The organism is Micropruina sp., assembly GCF_047602385.1.
In the GTDB taxonomy this organism is placed as follows: Bacteria; Actinomycetota; Actinomycetes; order Propionibacteriales; family Propionibacteriaceae; genus Micropruina.
This window is the reverse complement of record NZ_JASGHL010000002.1, coordinates 604,451-621,410: the sequence shown is the minus strand read 5'-3', so window position 1 is coordinate 621,410 and position 16,960 is coordinate 604,451. Positions and strand designations below refer to the sequence as shown.

The following is a 16,960-nucleotide window of genomic DNA, read 5'->3' as shown; positions in this document are numbered from 1 at the left end:
GTGACTCTCATCTCCGCACCCGAAACCGCTGCGCCGGCGCCGGACGTGCCGCAGATTTCACCGGCCGCGGCCGCCGCCGATCCGGGGTTCCGCAGGATCTGTCGCACCCCGGCGGCCCGAGGTTGCCTTCGACCGACCTGACAACTACGCTATGTAGTAGTAAACCCCCTGAGTTACGGACGGTGAATCGCCATGCCCTTGATGGAGATGGACAGCTGGCCCACGCTGGCCAAGTGCCGCGGTCTGCAGGACGACCTGTTCCCCGACGGTGCCGACCAGAAGCGTGCCCGGACCATCTGCTACGGCTGCGAGGTCCGCGCCGAATGCCTCGCCGAGGCCCTCGACAACCGGATCGAGTGGGGGGTCTGGGGCGGTATGACCGAACGTGAACGGCGCCGGCTGCTCCGCCAGCACTCAGAGGTACGATCCTGGCGCCGGTTCCTCGCCGACGGCATCAAGCAGGGCGGCTAACGAGGCCGAGTCCCCGACCCCAGCCGGACGGTGCCCGATCAGGTCGATGCCGACGCCGACGCCGGCCAGCGCCACCAGGCAGCCCCGGTCGCGCGCGGCACGCGCGGCGGCCGTCCGGTGATGACGCAGCACCGTCCGCTGGCCCGGATCCGCCCGTTGCTCCGCTTCGCTCAACGCCGACGGATCCACGACGGCGGCGGACCGGACCTGATTGACCAGCACCCTCCGTAACGGCAGGCCATCGGCTTGCAGCCGATCGATCAGCGCGATCGCTTCGCTCAGCGGTGCGGGCTGCGGGGCCGCGACCACCAGGAACGCGGCGGCGTCGGAGGCCAGCAGCGCGCGGGTCTGGGCAGCGTTCGACTCGAAGCCGGCCACTGCCCGCTCGAATACCCGCAGGAAGGTGCGCAGGTCGCCGAACAGCCGGCCACCCAGGATCGCATCGAGCGCCTTGCTGGCCAGCGCGGCGCCCGCGTCCAAGAAGCCCAGCGGTCCGCGCGGTGCCCCGAGCACAATCCTCAGCAACGGGTTGCGGGCCAAGGACTGAAGCCGGCTCGGGCCGTCCAGGAAATCGAGTGCGGACGCGCTGGGCGGTGTGTCGACCACGATCAGGTCCCATTCGGCGGTCGCACTCGCCCGCCGGCGCAACTCGCCGAGCTTCTCCATGGCGACGTACTCCTGGGTGCCGGAGAAGGCCCCGGCGAGTGCCCGATAGAACGGGTTGGCGCGGATCCGGTCGGCCTCGGCGGCATCCACCTGGTCGGTCAACGCCCGGTCGAACGCATCGGTGACGTCGAGCATCATCGCCGACAGGGTGCCCTCGGCGTCCGGAAGCGGCACCGGCGACGGCTCCTCGGCCAGGGCGTCCAGCCCCATCGCCTGGGCTAGCCGTTTGGCCGGGTCGATCGTGACCACCAGCACCCGGCGTCCGAAGCGGGCCGCCCGGACGGCTGCCGCCGCCGACAACGTGGTCTTGCCCACGCCGCCGGTGCCGACGCACAGCAGCACCCGAACCCGCTCGTCACGGAGCAGGGCGTCAAGCCCGGCGCTCACCACGCCCCCAGCTCGGCGCCGAGCAGGGCGGGCAGCTCGCTCGCGGTGGCTGAGACGACCTCGGGAAGGCGCCGAACGCCGACTCCGGTGCGGTGGCCGAGCAGTTCCTGCCAGGCGCGCTGCGCCCGGGCGGTTTCGCCCTCGGCGACCAAGTCGGCGGTCATCGCCGCCCAGCTGCGCGCGTCGATGCCTGCCGGCGCGGCTGGCAGCGGGTCGGGAATCTCAGGTGCCGGCAGGCAGCGGTTCGCGATCACGGCGCCCGGCAGCAGTCCCAGGTGGCTGATCGTCCGGACGGTCTCGACCGCCTCGGTGACCGGCAGCTCCTCCAGCAGGGTAACCACGTGCACCCGGCAGCCGGGGTCGCGCAGGTCGTCCATCACCGAAGCCGCCTGGCCGGAGATGGGACTGCCGTCGGTGAGCTCGGCCAGCGCCGCGCCCGCTCCCAGGAACGGCCCGATCCTTCCCGACGGCGGGGCGTCCAGGACCAGCGCGTCGATGTCCGGACGGTTGTCGATGAGATGGGTGACCTGGCCGATCAGCAGGATGTCGCGCAGCCCGGGGGCGATCCGGGTGGCGAAGTCCACCAACGGCTCGAGTTGCAGCAGATCGGCGGCGAACCCCAGCCGGTAGTAGCGCTGCAGATCGCCGGCGAGCGCCACCCGGGCGTCGATCTGGACGCCGAGCACCCGGCCCCGGCCGGTCCGCAGCAGCGCCGAGGGCTCGGGTCCGATCGGCCGGCCGGTGGCGCGGCCCAGGCCGCCGCGGCCCTCGACTTCGGCGACCACGACGCGGGCGCCGTCAATGGCGAGGCGATGGGCCAGTGCGAGCGCCACTGTGGTCTTGCCGACCCCACCCTTGCCCGTGACGATGTGCAGCGGTGGACGGGTGGGCATGGGCCTCAGCTTAGGTGTCGGCGTTCGCCGTTAGGGTTGGGCCATGACGAAGTGGGAGTACGTGACGGTGCCGGTCCTGGTCCATGTGACGAAGCAGATCCTCGACCAGTGGGGTGCCGACGGCTGGGAGCTGGTGCAGGTCGTTCCGGGCCCGAATCCGCAGAACCTGGTGGCCTACCTGAAGCGGCCGCTGGAGGACGGGTGAACGAGGAAGTCGGCGGGACGGCGCCGTCGCAGCGACTGGCCGAGTTGGGGCTGACCCTGCCGCCGGTGGCAGTGCCCTTGGCCGCCTACATTCCGGCGATCGCGTCCGCCGGGCAGGTGTTCACCTCGGGGCAGTTGCCGACTGTCCAGGGGGTGCTGGTGGCAACCGGCAAGGTGGGTGCCGAGGTCACCGCCGAACAGGCCGCGCAGGCGGCCCGGGTGGCGGCGCTGAACGCACTGGCCGCCGCGGCGTCCGAGGTCGGCGGCATCGATCAGATCCGGCGGATCGTCCGGTTGGTGGTTTACGTCGCCGGGGTGCCCGACTTCACCGGGCAGCCGCAGGTGGCCAACGGCGCCAGCGAGTTGCTCGGCGAGATCTTCGGCCCGCTCGGGCGGCACGTCCGTTCCGCGGTCGGGGTGGCGTCGCTGCCGCTGGACGCCCCGGTCGAGCTGGAGCTGGTGGTCGAGGCGAGCGCGGCGTCGTTCTGATGGCGGCGCTGTGATGGAGGGCCGGACGGCACTGGTGCGGCGGGCGCGGGCCATCAATCGGACGCTCGCCGAGACCTATCCGGATGCTCGCTGCGAACTCGATTTCGGCAATCCGCTGGAGTTGCTGGTAGCCACCATCCTGAGCGCCCAGTCCACCGACCGCCGGGTGAACCTGGTCACCCCGATCATCTTCGCCCGCTACCCGGACGCCGCCGGTTACGCCTCCGCCGACCGGGCCGAGCTCGAGGAACTGATCCACCCGACCGGCTTCTTCCGGGCCAAGACCGACGCCCTGATGAAGCTCGGCGCGGTGCTGGTGGAACGGTTCGGGGGAGAGGTGCCGAACACCCTCAAAGAGCTCGTCACATTGCCCGGAGTGGGCCGCAAGACGGCCAACGTGGTGCTCGGGAATGCGTTCGGCGTGCCCGGAATCACCACCGACACCCATTTCATGCGCTTGTCTGAGCGATTCGGCTGGTCTGCGTCGGCGAAGCCCGACGTGGTCGAGGCCGAGGTCGGGGCGCTGTTTCCGCGCAAGGACTGGACGCAGCTTTCGCACAACGTGATCTGGCACGGGCGGCGGCGCTGCCACGCCCGGCGTCCGGCCTGCGGGGCCTGCCCGGTGGCGAAGCTGTGCCCCTCGTACGGGATCGGCCCCACCGATCCGGCCGCCGCCGCGAAGCTGATCCGGGAGCCCCGCGGGTGAAACGCACGGGGGTCTTGCTCACGGTGCTGGCCGTGCTGTTGGGTGGCTGCACGCCGGCGCCGTCCGAGCCGCCCACGCCGAGCTTCGCGCCGGTGGACCCCGCGGCCGTGGTGGCCGCCCGCAAACAGGCCGGAATCGCCGACTGCCCGGCATCGTCGGCCAGCGTGCCGGCCCGCCCCGACGGGCTGCCCGACCTGGTGCTCGACTGCCTCGGCGGTGACTCCACGGTGCGGCTGGCCGGTTTGCGGGGCAAGCCGATGGTGATCAACGTCTGGGCGCAGTGGTGCCCCCCCTGCCGCGAGGAGTCGCCCTATCTGCGGCAGTACCAGAAGGCGGCCAAGGGCAAGGTGACGATGCTGGGAATCGACTACGACGATCCGAGGCCGGAGCTGGCCGTCGAGTTCGCCTCGCTGGTGAAGTGGAGCTACCCGCAACTGCAGGATCCAGAACGCCGGCTGAGCGCGGTGATGCGGATCGGTGGCCTGCCGACCACCCTGTTCGTCGATGCCGACGGCAAGCTGGTCCATCAGGTGTCCGGCAAGCTCCAGTCCTACGACGAATTGGTGCAGCTCACCCGCGACAAGCTCGGCATCGCACTGTGACCCGGGCGGATCTGGACCGGCTGCGAGCGGCGCTGGCCGGCCCCGAGGCGGCGGCCCGGGTGGCCGAGCGGGCGGCCCGCGGCGGGCGTCCGGCTGCGGTGCTGATCGCGCTGGCCGATGGTACGTCGGGAGTCGGCGTGGTGCTGGTCGAGAAGGACACCCGGCTGCGCTCCCACGCCGGCCAGGTCGCGTTCCCGGGCGGGGCGATCGAAACCTCGGACGCGTCGGCGGTGGCGGGTGCGCTGCGCGAAGCCGAAGAAGAGGTCGGGTTGGCCGGCTCGGAGGTGGAGGTGCTGGGGGTGCTGCCGCCCGCTTACGTCCGGGCCAGCGACTTCGCGGTCACCGCGGTGGTCGGGCACTGGCCGGTCCCGCGTCCGCTGGCTCCGGTGGACGTCGCCGAGATCGCGGCCGTCCACACCGTGCCGCTCGACGTCCTGCTCGACCCCGCCAACCGGGTGACCTGGACGCACCCGGCCGGTTTCAGCGGGCCGGGCTTCGTGGTCGGCGAGTTGTTCGTCTGGGGCTTCACCGCCTACCTGCTGGACGGCCTGTTCGATCTGGCCGGGTGGACACTGCCCTGGGATGCGGAGCGCACCACCGAGATTCCCGAACGGTTCCGGCTGGGACGCCGGCGTTGAGGCTTACCCGGCGGTGATGTTGGGTGCGTGCTTGCGGGCTTCCTTGCGGGCGGCGGCTTCGGCCTCGGCGTCCGATACGCCGCGCTGGAGCGCCGTCTGGACGGCCTCGACGGACTGCTCGCCCTGGGCGATCGTCGCCTGGGGCCCCTTGACCGCCACCTTGTTCTTGCCGATCAGCGCGAGGACGCCGGCGATCAGGAACATCACCACGGCCACGATGGCCAAGCCGATGAACGCGGCGAGCAGCGGCTCCCAACCGAGACCGGTGGCGAAGAAGTGCCCGACCAGCGCCGACAGACCCAGGAACAGCAGGGAGATGCCGTTCATCGCGAAGTAACCGGCCCCGCCGAACAGGCCGGCGCCGATGCCCACCGATTTCGCCTGCGGCACGAGTTCGGCCTTGGCCAGTTCGATCTCGCCGCGAACGATGGTGGTCAGGTCGGCCTGGATGGCCTTGATGGTGTCCGCGATGTCCGCCTGGTTCGCCATGGTGGCTGCCCTTTCGTCGGCTGTGTCGTTCAGCCTAGTGGCGACAGGCCACTGATGGTCGGCCCGGACACCGTCTGCCCCCCGAAAGGGTCAACCGGTCAGAGCCGGATCTGCAGGCCCTCGTCGGGTAGGTCGAGTGGTGCGGTCAGCTCGGTGTGATCGACCTCCGCCAGCCAGCAACTCAGCCGGAACGGCAGCAACAGCGGCTCGGGGGGGCGGGCGGAGTTGTCGTAGACGCCGCCGACGTCGGCAAGCAGCGCGGCACGGGTCTCGTCGTCCAACGCCTGGGCGGCCGGCGTCCGCTCCACCATCGCGATCAGTCCGGGACGATCGATCGGCACCCAGCGCCGGAACGAGCGGGTCTGGACCTGCGGGAAGTAGGCGCTCTCGGTCAGGGCGTCCAGCGAGTCGGTGCCGTAGGCGCCGGCCATGGCGTCCGGATCGTAGCGACGGACCAACGCGACCAGGCGCTTCACCCAGGGGACCGAGTCGTCGCGCACGGTGTAGGCGATGCCGAGCCGGCCGCCCGGACGCAGCACCCGGGCGAACTCGGACAGGGCGAGGCCGGGAGCGTAGGTGTGGAAGTTCTGAGCCAGCAGCACCCGGTCGAACGAGCACGGGGCGAGCGGCAGGGCCTCCGCGGCCGCGACCATCGGCAGCCCGGACGGTGCCCGGCGCAGCAACTCGGAGACGGCGTCCCGGTCACGGTCGATCAGGGTGACCCGGTGCCGCCCGCGCAGCCCGGACGCGAAGGACGCCGAGGAGCGGCCGAGGATGAGGGTCGGCCCTTGGGAGCCGCCGACCAGCCAATCGAGGGCGTCGGCCAGGGTCGAGGTGCTCACGGGGGAATCGTAGGGCCATCCACAGGCTGCGACGACTTTGAACACTTTCGCGAACTCGGGCCGACACTGACCGCGTGGAAGCGACTCAGGTGCTCGTGGTGTCGGGACGTGCCGAGGTGTGCGAGGCGGTGACGACCGCCGCGGCCGGGCTCGGCCATCGCGTTCGGGTGTGCGAACCCGAGGCGCTGCTCGTGCTGTGGCCGGCCGCGGGCACGGTCTTCGTCGGCATCGACACTGCAGCCGAGGTTGCCGCCATGGAGCTGAGCCGCCGCGACCGGGTCTATCTGGTGGGCGCCGACAGCGGCGCCGCCGCGCTGTGGTCGGTGCCGTTGGGTGCAGAGGTCATCCTGCTGCCACAGGGGCGAGGGTGGCTGTCCTCGGTGTTGGCCGGGCAGGCCGGCGGCACCGGCGAGGTGCTGGCGGTGCTCGGCGGCTCGGGTGGGGTCGGGGCGTCCACGCTGGCGGCGGCGATGGCCTGGCGGGCGGCGGATCGTGGTCGTTCGGTGGCCCTGGTCGACGCAGACCGGCTCGGCGGCGGTATCGACCTGCTGCTGGGGGCCGAGCGCGAACCGGGTTGGCGCTGGCCGCGGTTCGGAGCAGCGGACGGGGTGCTGGGCGACCTGCGCGAGTTCCTGCCGGCGGTCGACGGCGTCACCGTGCTGTCGATGGCGCGCGGGCCCGATCCCGAGGTGGGACGCGAGCCGCTGGCCGCCGTCCTGGCCTCGCTGCAGCGCTCGTTCGAGTTGGTGATCGTCGACCCGGGCCGCAGCGGGCTCCCGTCCTGCCGGGAGTCGCTGCGACGAGCCGGCCGGACGGTGCTGGTGGTGGGTGGCTGCCTCCGAGGCGTCGCGGCCGCCGGGCAATTGCTGCGGGCGCTGACGCCGGCGGCGGTTGAGCTGGTACTGCGCGGACTGCCGGGGGTCGGCGTACCCGACGATGCCGTCGAGGAGGCGCTGGGCCTGCCCGTGGGCGCCCGGCTGCGGCACGATCCGAGGCTGCCGGTCGCCGCAGAACGCGGCGAGCGCCCGCCGTTGTCCCGGCGCCGGGGCGGGCTCGGCCGGGTCTGCGATCGGCTGCTGGAGCCGTCATGACAGCCGCCGAGGGTGTCGGAGTGCCGTTGGCCGAGGTCCGGGCGGTGCTGGGTCGTGCCGGCGCCGCGGCCGGACCGGTCGAGGTGGCCGCCGCGCTGCGCGGGCTGGGTGCGCTGGTGTCCGAGGGCACGGTGCGCGAGACGGTGGCCGCGCTGCGCCGCGAGAGTGCAGGCGCCGGGCCGCTGGAGCCTTACCTGGCGCTGCGCGGCGTGACCGACGTGCTGGTCAATGGACACCGGCAGGTGTTCCTCGACCGGGGCGCGGGGCTGGAACCAGTCGAGGGGGTGTTCGCCGACGAGGAGGAGGTGCGCCGGCTCGCCGTCCGGTTGGCGGCGGCGGTCGGTCGCCGGCTCGACGAGGGTGCTCCGTTCGTCGACGCGCGGCTGCCGAGCGGTACCCGGGTGCATGCCGTGCTGGGCGTGCTGACCGATGTGGGCACCTGCTTGTCGCTGCGCGTCCCGGCGCGCCGTCCGATGACGCTGGCCGAGTGGGTGGCGGGTGGCAGCATGCATCCACGGGCGGCTGAATTGCTGACCCGGGTGGTGCGGAGCCGGGCGGCCTTCATGGTCTCGGGCGGCACCGGATCGGGTAAGACCACCCTGCTGGCGAGTCTGCTCGGCATGGTCGAGGCGGAACATCGCATCGTGATCGTCGAGGACTCCCGCGAACTGGCGCCCGCGCATCCGCACGTGGTGCGACTCGAGGCCAGAGCGGCGAATGCCGAAGGCGCCGGAGCGGTGCCGATGGCGGTGTTGGTGCGGCAGGCGTTGCGGATGCGGCCCGATCGGCTTGTGGTCGGCGAGGTCCGCGGAGCCGAACTGACCGACCTGCTGACCGCACTGAACACCGGCCACCAGGGCGGGTGCGGCACGCTGCATGCCAACTCGGCCGCCGATGTCCCGGCCCGGTTGGAGGCGTTGGCCGCGCTCGGTGGGCTGCCCCGCGCCGCCCTGCACGCTCAGGCGGCGGCCGCGCTCGACGTCCTGGTACACATCGGACGGCTGAGCGACGGAACCAGGTGGGTTGCCGAGTTGCACCTGCTGGAGCGCGACGAGGCGTCCGGATTGTGTCGCGCGGTTCCCGCCGTCCGGTTCACCGGGCCGGGCGATCCGGTCCTCGGCCCGGCCGCGGCCCGGCTGGACGGGCTGCTGCGGTGAGCGCCCTCGCCGCGATGTTGACGGCCTGGGCGGTCTGGTGGTGCTGGCCGGCGGCGAACATTCGGCGGCTGCGTCCGGTCCGTCGGCGACGGGCGGGTGGGCAACTGCGCGCGCCGGTTCTGCTCGGGTCGATGGTGCTCGCTGCCCCGTTGGCCGGCGCGGTGCTCGGCGGCGTCCGCGGGGCGGTCTTCGGGTGGGTGCTCGGGATCAGCGCAGCGGTCGCGGTCTGGACGGTGCTGCGGGCCGCGGCTGCGCGACGACGGTCGGTGGTGAGTGACCAGGTAGCCCGTGGTTGCGGTGAGCTGGCCGGGCTGTTGCGCGCCGGTTATCCGCCGGTGCGGGCGCTGGTGGTCGTCGCGCGGGAGACCTCGCTGTTCGGCGGCATCGCGGCGCAGCATCGGGTCGGTGGCGACCCGGTGGCGGCGATGCGGACCGCCGCGAAGCAACCTGGTGCAGCCGGGCTGGGTGACCTCGCGACGGCGTGGCAGATCGCTGAGCGGACGGGTGCCGCGATGACAACGGCACTGGACGATCTCGCCGCGAGCCTGTCCGCCGAGCGGGCGCTGGCCCGGACCGTCAGCACCGAACTGGCGGCCGCGCGGTTGACCGGACGACTGCTGGGCCTTCTTCCGCTGGCCGGCCTCGTCCTGGGGTATGCGGTTGGTGGCGACCCCGTTCGCTATCTGACCGGATCGCCGGCCGGCCTGGCGTGCCTGGGGATCGGGGTCGGGCTGGCGGGTGCCGGGGTGGTGTGGAGCGAGTCGCTCGCCGAGCGGGCGGGGCGGCAGCTATGAGCTCGGAGACGCTCATCCTTCTCGCCGTGGTGGCGGCGTCGGCTTCGGCTTTCGTCACGGTCTCACGCGGCCGGTGGCTCGATCCGGACGGCTCGGCGCTCGGCGGGCGGCCGACCAGATCGCCACCGGCCTGGGTGGCCGTGCTCGCCCCCGTCCCTGGGTCGCCCCGGCTCGGAGTCCGGCTGTTGCTGGGGGTGGCGGTGGGTTGGGTGGTGAGCCTCGGCGGCGATCTGCTGGCGGTGCCCCCGCCGCTACTGGCGATACTGGCCGGCGGGTCGGTGTTCGTCCTTGCCGGACGGCTCCGGCCGGCCGGTACGGCCGAGGTTCGAGCCCAGCTGGCCGCGGCGTTGCCGGCGATCTGCACCCAGCTGGCGGTGTGTCTGGAGGCCGGGCTGCCGCTGCGCAACGCTGTCGCCGCGCTCGCCGAGGGCATGACCGGGCCGGCGGCTGAGGCGATGCGCCGGCTGGACGCGTCCATCCGGCTCGGTGTCGGCGAAGCGGACGCCTGGGCCGAGTTGGCGCAGCGGCACCCCGAGCTGGCTGACCTGGCCCGGGCGCTGCGGCACGCCGCCGGCAGCGGGGTCTCGCTGGCCCTGGTGCTGCGCCGGCTCGCCGACGAGGCGCGGGCAGCTCGGCGCTCCACGGCAGAGTCCCGCGCCCGGCGGGCCGGGGTGAGCATCGTGCTGCCGCTGGTGGTGTGCTTCCTGCCGGCGTTCCTGCTGGTCGGTGTGGTGCCGGTGGTCGGCGGTGTGCTGGATCGCCTGTTCGGCTGAGGCCACGAGGCGACTTATCCACAGGCGCCAACGAATCTGAACACTTTCCGGTCGTGGTGCCGAAGGTGAGGGTGTACCCGGCGCCGGCCGGGGTGAGAGGAGAAATCATGTCCATGAAACTGGTTGCGGGCCCGCAGGGTGAGCGGGGAATGACGACGGCGGAGTACGCCCTCGGCACGATCGCGGTGATCGCCCTGGTGGCCGCCGTCATCGCCTATGTCAGCGGCGAGACTTTCGACGGTGAGATCGCCCGGGTCGCCGGCCAGATCATCAACTGGATCCTGACCTTCGTCGGGAAGGCGTGAGGTGATCCCGGTTGGGCGGGGTGGATCGGCAGCCCCGCCCGATCGGGCTTCCAGGTCTGAGAGCGGAGTGGACATGCGTGGTGAACGGGGCATGGTCAGTGTCGAGGTGGCCTTCGGCGTGTTGTTGTCGGCGCTGGTGGCGCTCGGCCTGTGCTACCTGATCGCGATCGTGGTGCAGCTGGGTCAGCTTCAGGCGGTTGCCGGCGAGGTGGCCCGGCAGCAGGCCCGCGGCGACTCGGCGGCGGCACAGCGGGCTCAGGCCGACGCGCCGACCGGCGCCAGGGTCCGGATCGGCGGCAGCGGTACCGATGTGGTGGTCGAGGTCGAGCTCCAGTCCCGGCCCTGGGGCGGCGTCATTCCGGCGGTGGGTCTGAGCGCGCGGGCCGTCGTTGCGAAGGAGGCTTGAGATGAGCGGGTGGGCACCGCGGCCGTCCCTCGGCGAGCGCGGGGTCGCGGTGCCGATGGCGGTGCTGATCGTGATGGCGATGGTGACCGTGGCTTCGGTCGGTGTGCTCGCGCTGACCTACTCGGCGACCGCCCGGGCGGTGCGGGCCGCAGCGGATCTGGTAGCGGTCTCGGGTGCCCAGGCGTACGGACGGGGTGGGGACGCCTGCGCGGAGGCGCGGCGGATCGCCGGCCGCAACGACGTCGATCTCGGGACCTGTTCGGTCACCGGCGACCAGATCGACTTCGTGGTCGAGGTGCGGGTCTCCCGGCGGGTCGGCTGGCGGCTGCCCGGTCTGCCCGAGCAGGTGGCCTCCAGCGCCTACGCGGGCACGGTCGCGGGCATCGGATGACCGGCCAGGAGCGTCCGCAGCACCGAGAGTGCGTGGCGGCGGTCGAGTGGCTGATTGCCGGAGCCGCATCGCGGCGACACCACACAACGTGGGCAACCCTGCTCGCAGCGGCAGGCGGCGAGCAGGTCGGCGGTGGCGGCCAGCCAGGACTCGGCGAGCTGGTAGGCGTGATCGGCGAAGCCGGAACCGCCGGGCAGCCCGTCGTGGACGAACACGGTTGGGCCGCCGGTGTCGGCATGATGAGTGATCGACAGGCCCCCGACGTCGCCGGCGTCGCACGCGGTGAACCGGGGCAGCAGTGCGATCGCGGCATGTTCGGCGGCGTGCAGCCCGCCGGCCAGTTCCCGCTCGGCCAGGCCGGCGGCGTCCGGCAGGGTCCACCACAGGGCACGGGTGCGGAAGCTGCGCGCCGGCAGTTCGAGCGGGGTCGAGTCCCACACCGTGCCGGTTACGGTGTCGCGGCGCAGATAGCCGGTGACCTGCGCGGTGATCTCCACGCTGCCGGCACACAGCGAGCCACCGGCCAGTTCGCGGCGGCGGTCGGTGCCGAGCACCCGCACGCTGACCTGCGAGGACGGCTGGGTGAACCATTCGGCGCGCACCTTGCGGCACAGCGCCACCCCGCCGTCCAGGTCGTACTCGTCGACCAGCCACTGCTCGCCCTGATGCAGGTAGACGGCGCCGGTGTGCACCGTCCGATCCGCCGCGGAGGTGTCGACCTGGCCGATCACCCGCCCGGTGGCGGACTCGATGATCTCCACGCCGCTGCCGGTGATCGAGCGCAGGTCGATGCGGTCCACTGCCCTGGTGGTGGCCGTCCAATACCAGCAGCCGCCGCGCCGTCGCAGCACCCGGCGGGCACCGAGCTGTTCGAGCAGACCGGTCATCGTCGGGCCGAAGAACTCCTCGTCGCCGGCAGCCACCGGCAACTCCTGTGCGGCCGCTGCCAGGTGCGCACCCAGCACGGCGGGCAGCTCGGGATGCAGGACGGTCGTCTCGACGGCGGTGTCGAACAGGGCTTCGGGATGGTCGCACAGCCAGCTGTCCAGCGGGTCGGGCTTGGCCAGCAGGACGGCGAGCGCGTCCCGGCCATCGCGTCCCGCCCGTCCGGCCTGCTGCCACAGGGCGGCCAGCGAGCCCGGGAAGCCGACGGTGAGGACGGCGTCCATGCCGGCGATGTCGACGCCGAGTTCGAGGGCGTTGGTGCAGGCGACCCCACGCAGCCGGCCCGACGACAGCCCCGCTTCGAGCTCGCGCCGGTCGGTGGCCAGGTAGCCGGCCCGGTACGAGGCGATCTCGTCGGGGGCGATGCTGTGCCGGCGGGTCTGCTCGGCGACCAGCTCGGCCTGCACTCGAGAGGTGGTGAACGCCAGCGCCTGCGCGCCGGAGTCGACCAACCGGGTCAGCATGCCGGCGGCTTCCCGGTGCGGGTCGCCGTCGCCCTGCCAGACCACGAAGTCGAGGGCGGGACGGGTGGAGGTATCGGTGTCGACGGCGAGGACGTCGTCGACACCGGTCAGCGTGGCCAACTGCCGCGCCGGGTCGGCGATGGTGCCGGAGGCGGAGACGAAGACCGGGTCGGTGCCGTAGTGCCGGCAGATCCGTCGGAGCCGGCGCAACACGTTCGCCACGTGCGCGCCGAACATGCCGCGGTAGCGGTGGGCTTCGTCGATCACCACGAACCGCAGCGAGCGAAGCAGCCCCTGCCAACGCTCATGGCTGGGCAGCACGCTGCGATGCAGCATGTCCGGGTTGGTCAGCACGAAGGTGGCGAACTCGCGGGCGAACCGGCGCTCGGCCGGTTCGGAGTCGCCGTCCAGGGTCGAGATGCGCCACGCCGGCCCGCCGAGGGCAGCCGCGCGGCGGGCCTGGTCGTGGGCGAGCGCCTTGGTCGGCGCGAGGTAGAGGGCGGTGTGCGCTCGTTCCGGCCTGGCCCAGCGATGCCGTCCGGCGTCGGTGCCGACCCGGCCTTCGGCGGTGGCCGCGATGATCGGCAGCAGGTAGGCCAAGGACTTGCCGGACCCGGTCGAGGTGCTGAGGGCGACATGCCGGCCCTCGAACAGTGCCTCGGCGGCGCGGCGCTGATGCTCCCAGAGGGCAGCTACGCCCTGCCCGGCGAGGGTCTCGCGAACGCTCGGGGAGACCCACTCGGGGATCGGGGCCACCACGCCCGGGCGGGCCGGACGCCGGTGGACGTGGCGCACCTGCGCCTGTCCCTCGATCCACTCCGGCACGGCCATTGCCTCAGGGTGCCACGAGCTGCGGACAGAATCCCGAAAAGAATCGCCGATCGTGGCCGGTCGAGCTGTCGAGGCCTGCGCCTTCGGCTGGCGGAGCGTGTCGACCCCGTCGTTCGGTTGGTTGAGCGTGCCGGGGCCGCGCCTTGTGTTGGTCGAGCTGGTCGGGACCTCTACGCCGGAAGGGAGGTCGCGACAGCCTCAACCTGCGGGTGCGTACGTCACCGTTCCGGCGCAGATCGTCAGGGCGACCGGCATGGTCCGCAGGGTAGCGGCGGCCACTTCCGGCTGGTCGGACGGCGCGGCCGGGTCGGCGTCCAGCAGCACCAGATCGCCCGGGTGGCCGGGTGCCAGCCGGGCATCGTCCACGGACGCCGCGAGCGCCTCCCGCGGGGTCAGCGCCTGTTCCGGGTGCCAACTGGGTCGCTCGTCGCCGCTGCGATGGACGGCACACGCCATCGCCAGCCACGGATCGAGCGGGGCGACGGGGGCGTCCGAGCCGAGCGCGAGCTGGACGCCGGCGTCCAGCAGGCTGCGCAGCGGGAACGACCGGGCCGCCCGGGCCTCGCCCCAGATCCGGTCGGTCAGGTCGCGGTCATCGAGCAGGTGCGCGGGCTGGACGCTGGCCCGCAGCCCGAACGCCGCCATCCGCTCCGCGTCAGGCTGCGCGATCAGTTGGGCATGCTCGACCGAACCCTGGCCGGCTCCGGCGGCGAAGGCGTCCAGGACGGCCGCGTTCGCGCGGTCGCCGATCGCGTGCAGTGCGACCTCCAGGCCGGCGGACCCGGCCCGGCGGACCAGATCGGTGAGTTCGGCTACGGAGTAATTGGCCACACCGCAGGGATGGTCGGTACTGGCCGGTCCGTCGGAGTAGACCTCCCGGGTCCACGCGGTCCGGGTGCCCAGTGAGCCGTCGGTGATCACCTTCAACGCCCCCATCGTGGCGAGACCGCCGCTACCGGGCAGCGGATCGCCGGTGCGCAGTCCCGCGGCGATCACCTGCTCGATTTGGTGGGGGTAGACCGAGCAGCGCACACGCACCGGCCCGACCCCGGCCGCCAGCCGCACCGGCCAGTCGAGGAAACTGTCGGCGAACTCGAAGTCGACCAGTCCGGTGACGCCGCGGGCAGCCAGATCCGCGATCGGGCCGACGAAGTCGGCAGCGCTCGGTACCGCGCCGGGGATCTCGTCGAGCCGTCGCAGCAGGGCGAACCATTCGCTCTCGCTGACCGCGTCGTCGCGGGCGGGGGCGCCGAGCAGCGCCAGCGCCGCCGTGTTCAGCCAGCCGCTGTGCGCGTCGCCCGAGATCAGCACCACGGGCGTCCGGCCGCTGATCGCGTCCAGTTCCGCCACCGTCGGTTGCCGCGGCCAGCCGGCGGACCGGAAGCCGAACCCCAGCACGGCCGACCCCGCCCCGGTCGCCACTCGGCTCAGCGGGCCACGAAGCCGGTCGAGTGCGTCGTCCGGTCCGGTGGTGCCGCCCAGTTGCACCATCCGTCCGGTCTGCACCCACTGGGTGGCGTGCACGTGGGCGTCCCAGAGTCCGGGGATCGCCCAGCGTCCATCGCCGTCGATCTCCTCGACGCCCGACACCGGCGCCAGATCGCCGTCGACCGCGGCGATCGAGCCGTCGGAGATCAGCACGTCGCGGACCTGCGACCCGGACGCGGCGCCCGGCGAGCCGTCCAGGTCCACGATCCGCACCCGTCGCACCAGCACCGATCCGCTCACGGGCAGCAGCGTAGGGCCCCGTTGATTGAGCTTGTCGAGATCGGACGAGCTCGACCAGCGGGGGACCAGCCCGACCAGCCGGGGACAAGGTCGACCAACGGGTGGGGGCAAGCTCGACCAACCTCGGTGTGGCAGGCTGCCGGTGTGCTCGAACCCTCCGTCGCCCGGGACCTCGCCGCCAGGCTGCGGGACGCCGGGTACAGCTACGACGCCGTCGCCGAACGGCTCGGCGCTCCCGGCCTGGACGGACTCGCCCGCAACGCCACCCTTCCCGCCGACCGGGTGCTGGCCGGAGCCATCGACCCGCAGGGGAGTCTGATCAGGGCGTTCGCGTTGCAGCAGGACGTCCCGATCGCGGACCTCAGTGCGGCTCTGGGCGACCTGGAGCCGCTCGATCCGATCCTGACCCGGCGCGCCGACCGGGTCGGCTCCGCCATCGAGATCCGCCCCTACGCCTTCACCGACGATCACGGCGAGCACTCCGGCTGGCTCGCCTCGGACCGCACGCCGACTCTCGACGGACGCCTCGCCGTACCGCGCGACGACTTCGTGCTCGGCCTCTCCCCGGCCTCGGTGACTCTCGCCCAGCTCACCATGCGCAACCCGCGGGGACAGGCCCTCGACCTTGGTTCCGGCTGCGGCATCCAGTCGCTGCATCTCTCCACCCACATCGACCAGGTCGTCGCCACCGACCTCAATCCGCGGGCCTGCGCGATGACCGCCCTGACCGCGGCGCTCAACGGCATCACGGTCGACGTCCGGCAAGGGTCGCTGTACGAGCCGGTCGGCGACGAGGAATTCGACCTGATCGTCACCAACCCGCCCTACGTGATGGCACCGCCGGACAGTTCCCGGCTGGTCTACCGCGAGGGCTCGTTCACCGCGGACGGCCTGGTCCGGGCGGTCGTCACCGGTGCCGCGACGCACCTCAACCCGGGCGGTGCGCTGCAGGTGCTCGGCAACTGGGCGATCACCGCCGACCAGCCCTGGCCGGACCGGCTGGCGTCCTGGATCGCCCCCACCGGTTGCGACGCGCTGGTGTTGCAGCGCGAGCGGCTCGACCCGTTCGAGTACATCGAGATCTGGCTCGCCGACGCCGGCCTGATCGGCGCTGGCGAATATGCACGGCGCTACGCCGAGTGGGCCGACTACTTCGAACAGCTCGGCGTCGTCGGGGTCGGCCTGGGCTGGCTCACCCTCTACAACAGCGGCAACGCGCAACCTGAGCTGCGCTTCGACGACTGGCCGCACCAGGTGCACGGCAGCTTGGGGGACGCGTTCGCCGAGTTCCCGGACGCCGTCCGCGCCGCGAGCCTCCCCGACGGTCAGTTGCTCGGCACCGCGTTCATTCTCAATGAGGCCGTCACCTCCGAAGCCCTGGGACGCCCCGGTGCGGCCGACCCCGAGCACCTCGTCTTCCGCCGGACCACCGGCTTCGGACGCGCCGTCGAGGTCGACACCGGACTGTCCGCGGTGGCCGGGGCCTGCGACGGCGACCTGCCGCTCGGCGTCCTGATCGACGCGGTCGCCGACCTGCTGGACGCCGACCCGGCCGCATTGCGGGCCGACCTGACCCCACGGCTCCGGACGCTGATCGCCGACGGTTATCTGACGGCGCCCCCGGTAGGCAAGTAGCCGAGCGTTCGCGCTTTGTGGTTACCATTCCCCCCTGAGGCCGCCTTCGCGGC

Annotated in this window: 20 protein-coding genes; 14 read left to right on the top strand and 6 right to left on the bottom strand. The window is 72.6% G+C overall.

From position 1 onward, the window contains the following. The first annotated feature begins 192 nt into the window (after positions 1 to 192). Positions 193 to 471, top strand: coding sequence for a WhiB family transcriptional regulator (locus QM711_RS07895; protein WP_415098007.1), 279 nt, complete (start codon positions 193 to 195; stop codon positions 469 to 471). On the opposite strand, the gene QM711_RS07890 is transcribed toward QM711_RS07895, so the two are convergent. After that, positions 415 to 1,524, bottom strand: coding sequence for an ArsA family ATPase (locus QM711_RS07890; RefSeq protein ID WP_415098005.1), 1,110 nt, complete (start codon positions 1,522 to 1,524; stop codon positions 415 to 417). The genes QM711_RS07895 and QM711_RS07890 overlap by 57 nt on opposite strands. Next, entirely contained in the window at positions 1,521 to 2,417 is an 897-nt protein-coding gene (locus QM711_RS07885) for an ArsA-related P-loop ATPase (RefSeq protein ID WP_415098003.1), read from the bottom strand. Before QM711_RS07885 ends, QM711_RS07890 begins: the two co-directional genes overlap by 4 nt. A 43-nt stretch (positions 2,418 to 2,460) precedes the next feature. Here QM711_RS07885 and QM711_RS07880 point away from each other — a divergent pair, with 43 nt between their 5' ends. From QM711_RS07880 to QM711_RS07860, 5 genes are read left to right on the top strand one after another with little or no spacing between them, the layout of a single operon-like run. Beyond that, the gene (locus QM711_RS07880; RefSeq protein ID WP_197709991.1) at positions 2,461 to 2,622 is read left to right on the top strand and encodes a DUF4177 domain-containing protein; all 162 of its coding nucleotides are present in this window, start codon (positions 2,461 to 2,463) and stop codon (positions 2,620 to 2,622) included. Further along, positions 2,619 to 3,110, top strand: coding sequence for a RidA family protein (locus tag QM711_RS07875; RefSeq protein ID WP_415098001.1), 492 nt, complete (start codon positions 2,619 to 2,621; stop codon positions 3,108 to 3,110). Before QM711_RS07880 ends, QM711_RS07875 begins: the two co-directional genes overlap by 4 nt. A 13-nt stretch (positions 3,111 to 3,123) precedes the next feature. Then, positions 3,124 to 3,816: an endonuclease III gene (nth, locus tag QM711_RS07870; RefSeq protein WP_415097999.1), complete on the top strand. Its 693-nt coding sequence runs from the start codon at positions 3,124 to 3,126 to the stop codon at positions 3,814 to 3,816. Next, entirely contained in the window at positions 3,813 to 4,418 is a 606-nt protein-coding gene (locus QM711_RS07865; RefSeq protein ID WP_415097997.1) for a TlpA family protein disulfide reductase, read from the top strand. Before nth ends, QM711_RS07865 begins: the two co-directional genes overlap by 4 nt. Further along, positions 4,415 to 5,056 (top strand): NUDIX hydrolase, encoded by a 642-nt coding sequence (locus tag QM711_RS07860; RefSeq protein ID WP_415097995.1) that lies wholly within the window; start codon positions 4,415 to 4,417, stop codon positions 5,054 to 5,056. The genes QM711_RS07865 and QM711_RS07860 overlap by 4 nt, the downstream gene beginning before the upstream one ends. A 3-nt stretch (positions 5,057 to 5,059) precedes the next feature. Here the strand turns inward: QM711_RS07860 and QM711_RS07855 are convergent, their stop codons facing one another. Next, positions 5,060 to 5,545, bottom strand: a complete 486-nt coding sequence (locus QM711_RS07855; RefSeq protein WP_415097993.1) for a phage holin family protein — start codon at positions 5,543 to 5,545, stop codon at positions 5,060 to 5,062. A 98-nt stretch (positions 5,546 to 5,643) separates the two neighbouring features. Continuing rightward, entirely contained in the window at positions 5,644 to 6,387 is a 744-nt protein-coding gene (locus tag QM711_RS07850; RefSeq protein WP_415097991.1) for a methyltransferase domain-containing protein, read from the bottom strand. 74 nt (positions 6,388 to 6,461) lie between these two features. On the opposite strand from QM711_RS07850, the gene ssd reads away from it, so the two are divergent. From ssd to QM711_RS07815, 7 genes are all read left to right on the top strand, one after another. Then, a complete protein-coding gene (ssd, locus tag QM711_RS07845; protein ID WP_415097989.1) occupies positions 6,462 to 7,478 on the top strand; it encodes a septum site-determining protein Ssd in 1,017 nt (338 codons plus the stop codon). Beyond that, a complete protein-coding gene (locus QM711_RS07840) occupies positions 7,475 to 8,635 on the top strand; it encodes a TadA family conjugal transfer-associated ATPase (protein ID WP_415097987.1) in 1,161 nt (386 codons plus the stop codon). Before ssd ends, QM711_RS07840 begins: the two co-directional genes overlap by 4 nt. After that, positions 8,632 to 9,429, top strand: coding sequence for a type II secretion system F family protein (locus QM711_RS07835; RefSeq protein WP_415097985.1), 798 nt, complete (start codon positions 8,632 to 8,634; stop codon positions 9,427 to 9,429). Before QM711_RS07840 ends, QM711_RS07835 begins: the two co-directional genes overlap by 4 nt. After that, positions 9,426 to 10,202: a type II secretion system F family protein gene (locus QM711_RS07830; protein ID WP_415097983.1), complete on the top strand. Its 777-nt coding sequence runs from the start codon at positions 9,426 to 9,428 to the stop codon at positions 10,200 to 10,202. Before QM711_RS07835 ends, QM711_RS07830 begins: the two co-directional genes overlap by 4 nt. A 107-nt stretch (positions 10,203 to 10,309) precedes the next feature. Next, entirely contained in the window at positions 10,310 to 10,507 is a 198-nt protein-coding gene (locus QM711_RS07825) for a DUF4244 domain-containing protein (protein ID WP_415097981.1), read from the top strand. 73 nt (positions 10,508 to 10,580) lie between these two features. Next, positions 10,581 to 10,913: a TadE family type IV pilus minor pilin gene (locus QM711_RS07820; RefSeq protein ID WP_415097979.1), complete on the top strand. Its 333-nt coding sequence runs from the start codon at positions 10,581 to 10,583 to the stop codon at positions 10,911 to 10,913. Position 10,914: 1 nt separating this feature from the next. Next, positions 10,915 to 11,304 carry an Rv3654c family TadE-like protein gene (locus QM711_RS07815; protein ID WP_415097977.1) on the top strand — a complete coding sequence of 130 codons (390 nt, stop codon included), beginning with the start codon at positions 10,915 to 10,917 and terminating at the stop codon, positions 11,302 to 11,304. Here the strand turns inward: QM711_RS07815 and QM711_RS07810 are convergent. Together QM711_RS07810 and QM711_RS07805 are read right to left on the bottom strand one after the other, a co-directional pair. Next, positions 11,274 to 13,544, bottom strand: coding sequence for a DEAD/DEAH box helicase (locus QM711_RS07810; protein ID WP_415097975.1), 2,271 nt, complete (start codon positions 13,542 to 13,544; stop codon positions 11,274 to 11,276). The two genes, QM711_RS07815 and QM711_RS07810, sit on opposite strands and share 31 nt — an antisense overlap. 198 nt (positions 13,545 to 13,742) lie before the next feature. After that, positions 13,743 to 15,272, bottom strand: a complete 1,530-nt coding sequence (locus QM711_RS07805; protein WP_415097973.1) for an amidohydrolase — start codon at positions 15,270 to 15,272, stop codon at positions 13,743 to 13,745. 144 nt (positions 15,273 to 15,416) lie between these two features. On the opposite strand from QM711_RS07805, the gene QM711_RS07800 reads away from it, so the two are divergent. Beyond that, positions 15,417 to 16,907 carry a methyltransferase gene (locus QM711_RS07800; RefSeq protein WP_415097971.1) on the top strand — a complete coding sequence of 497 codons (1,491 nt, stop codon included), beginning with the start codon at positions 15,417 to 15,419 and terminating at the stop codon, positions 16,905 to 16,907. The last annotated feature ends 53 nt before the right edge of the window (positions 16,908 to 16,960 follow it).